Consider the following 3,486-nt stretch of genomic DNA (forward strand, 5'->3'; position numbering starts at 1 on the left):
AGAAAAACTTGATTAATAATGTACAGGATTAATTCTACTACAAAATTGGAAGGAGGGGGCAACCATCGATCCCTACCTCCCACACTCCGAGAATGATTATTATTCTTGAGGATGAATAGTTTATTTTTTGGAAGTCCCTAACTTACCCACTGATAACTTATCACTGATCACTGATTATCGTCCCACTTCAGTGAAAATCTGGGCTAAAATCTCTCCAGCACCAGCCTCGCGCACTTTATGGGCTAAATCTCGTCCTAAGACTTCCCCATGGCTAGGATCACCGCTAACCGAGTCCTTAATCAGGCGCTTACCGTCGAGACTAGCCACCATACCCGTTAAAGTTAGGATACCATCCTCGATCGCCGTATTCACTCCGATGGGAACTTGACAACCCCCCTCCAACTCCCGTAAAAAAGCGCGTTCAGCATAGCATCTATCGCGGCTAGGGGCGTGTTCCAACACTTTTAGGACTTCCAAAACCTCCGGATCTCCATCGCGGCATTCTATCCCTAAAGCCCCCTGTCCCACCGCATGGAGAGAAATCTCCGCCGGAATAACCTGATGAACTCGATCGCCTAATCCTAACCTTTCCAATCCCGCTACTGCCAGAATAATCGCGTCGTATTCTCCCGCGTCCAGTTTTGCCAGACGGGTGTTGACATTGCCGCGCACATCTTTAAAAGTCAGATGGGGATAATGGTAACGCAACTGGGCCAATCGCCGCAGGGAAGAAGTCCCCACCACCGCACCTTCCGGTAAAGTGTCTAATTGATAGTCTTGATTTTGGCTATTTACCACCAAAGCATCGGCCGGATTAACTCTTTCGGTGACGCAACCCAAGATTAAGCCTTCGGGCAAATTAGTGGGCAGATCCTTGAGAGAATGGACGGCAAGATCGATCGATCTATCCAACATTCCCACTTCTAGTTCTTTGGTAAATAAACCCTTATCACCGATTTTCGCCAGGGCCACATCGAGAATTTTATCGCCTTGGGTACTCATCGTCTCCACCTCAAACTGTCGATGGGGGTGGTGTTTACTCAATTCTGCCTGTACCCAATAGGTTTGTACTAGGGCTAACTGACTTTTACGCGAACCGATACGCAGGGAACGAGGAGGACTAGAAACGGACATATCTGAAGTAGGAATTTAACTAAACATCTATCGGACTGCTCGATCTAGACTATCCTGATCTCACCCCTGTTGAGTAATCACTTTCTAGGTTAGGCATAAATAGTTACATCTCTTAATATTTTTAGGCACATAGGGTGAGCATTATTCCCCACTGACAGCAAAGCTGAAAGCCTAGATTAAAATAGAGGGACAAAGGTTGCAACAGGGTCTAACTAATGACAATGTTTGAACGGACAAATTGGCTAAAGTAGCTGGTTATAATTAAATTAAAAATGGATTTTAGGTTCGATCCCCCCTGCCCCCCTTGATAAGGGGGGTGCCGATAGGCGGGGGGATCCCCCTTAATAAGGGGGGCATCTGATAATTTTTAACGCCTACCTACTTAATTCAGGAGTTATTATTATGCTAGACCAAATGATGAAGATGTTAGAAGGGCAACAAATAGGCCCTTATCGTCTTAATAAATTTCTCGGTGCGGGTAGTTTCGGTGGTGTATTTCATGCTAGTGAAATGGTCAGAAATACATCGGTTCAAGAAGTTGCTGTTAAAGTTATTCCCGAAAGTAGCGATGATAAATTAATTGAGTTAAAAAATGCCAGAAAGTTAGAACATTCTAATTTAATTAAGGCTTATTCGGTGGGGGAATTTACTTTTCTCAATACAGAAATGCTTTATTTAGTCATGGAATTGGCACAGGGTAGCCTAGAAAATCACATTGCCAAAGGCGGTTTGTCATCAAGTGAGATTAAAAATATTGCTGCTCAAGTCGCCCAGGGCTTAAATTATCTTCATGGACAAAATAAAGTCCATCGAGATTTAAAACCGGGTAATATCCTCAAGGTTAATCAACAATACAAGTTAGCAGATTTTGGCTTAATTAGAACCTTAAATAACAAAAGCCACACTCAAACCGTCCACAATAGCGGTACAATTATTTATATGCCTCCTGAGGCCTTTAGGGGGGATATTTCCTCAGCTTGGGATCTGTGGTCATTAGGTATTATGTTAATCGAAATGACGACTAATCAACTTCCCTATAAGTTTAATAATGATATTAACCAGTTAATGGCCAAGGTGATGAATTGTGAGCTACAAATCCCCAGTTTACCGAAAGAGTTTAAACCGATTATTGAAGGGTGTTTGCAAAAAGATAGAAAACAAAGATGGACAGCACAACAGGTTTTAAATGCCTTACAACCTGTGGGATGGAATTCTCCCCCGTCACCTCCACCAGCACCGGCAGCAGTCAAAAAGCCTGTTTCACCTACTCCATTTACCGAAAAACTACCCAATCGAGTCACACTAGAGATGGTGAACTTACCAGCAGGTCAATTTCTCATGGGATCTGCTGACAGTGATCCCGATGCTAAAAGCTATGAAAAGCCTCAACACCAAGTTAAAGTCAACAGTTTTGCGATTGGGAAATATCCAGTCACTCAGGCACAATATCAAGCAGTAATGGGAACAAATCCCTCTCCGTTTAAAAATAATCCACAAAATCCGGTAGAACAGGTTAGTTGGAACAATGCTCAAGCTTTTTGTCAGAAATTGAGTCAAATAACCGGGAAAACCTATCGCCTCCCCACGGAAGCGGAATGGGAATATGCTTGTCGTGCGGGGACTACCACTCGCTATTATTTCGGTGATGATGCTAATCAGTTAGGAAATTATGCTTGGTATGGCGGAAATTCTCAGGATAAAACTCATCCTGTGGGCTAGAAAAGGCCCAATGCTTGGGGACTCTATGACATGAGTGGCAATGTTTGGGAGTGGTGCGAAGACGATTGGCACGATAACTATATCGGAGCGCCAAAGGATGGATCGGCGTGGCTTATTAATAATGATAATCGTTCTCATCTCAAGTGTCTGCGCGGCGGTTCTTGGGACATCATCCCTTATTTCTGTCGTTCTGCCGTCCGCGGCAGGAACTACCCCGACTTCAACTACAACGGTTTTCGGGTTGCGTGTGTCTCCCCAGGACTTTAACCCTTTGTTCTTTTGCTTTTTTGCCCTTTGTCTCCCGCCTAAGGGCGGGTCGATTTTTTTTGAGATTTTCTAGCCGTAGGTTGGGTTGAGGAACGAAACCCAACCCAATTATTTAAAAGATCATGTTAGGCTACTGCTAACCCATCCTACAAATAATTGTGCCTCCCTACTTATAACAAATCACTCCACTATCAATTATGAATTATGAGTTAGGAAGTGAGAAGTATTTTGGCTCTTCGGTTTGTGTTATGCAATGGACGGGAGTTATAAGGGATGGAACCCTTATATAGAAAGGCATTTAGCGATTTTTGTTAATTGTTTTTTTCTAGAGCGAACTAATCAATTAAGTCTCTTGCCAGATAAGGA

At 43.4% G+C, this 3,486-nt stretch carries 1 protein-coding gene and 1 pseudogene; one reads left to right on the forward strand and one right to left on the reverse strand.

Annotated features, from left to right (window positions below; all coding sequences use genetic code 11):
- Positions 1 to 174: 174 nt before the first annotated feature.
- Positions 175 to 1,134, reverse strand: a complete 960-nt coding sequence (gene hemC, locus IM509_RS01890) for a hydroxymethylbilane synthase (RefSeq protein WP_185236890.1) — start codon at positions 1,132 to 1,134, stop codon at positions 175 to 177.
- A 402-nt stretch (positions 1,135 to 1,536) separates the two neighbouring features.
- On the opposite strand from hemC, the pseudogene IM509_RS01895 reads away from it, so the two are divergent.
- Positions 1,537 to 3,120 (forward strand): annotated as a pseudogene (locus IM509_RS01895) (SUMF1/EgtB/PvdO family nonheme iron enzyme).
- Positions 3,121 to 3,486 lie beyond the last annotated feature (366 nt).

The sequence above is a fragment of the Microcystis sp. M31BS1 genome, from assembly GCF_020245285.1.
Classification (GTDB): domain Bacteria; phylum Cyanobacteriota; class Cyanobacteriia; order Cyanobacteriales; family Microcystaceae; genus Microcystis; species Microcystis panniformis.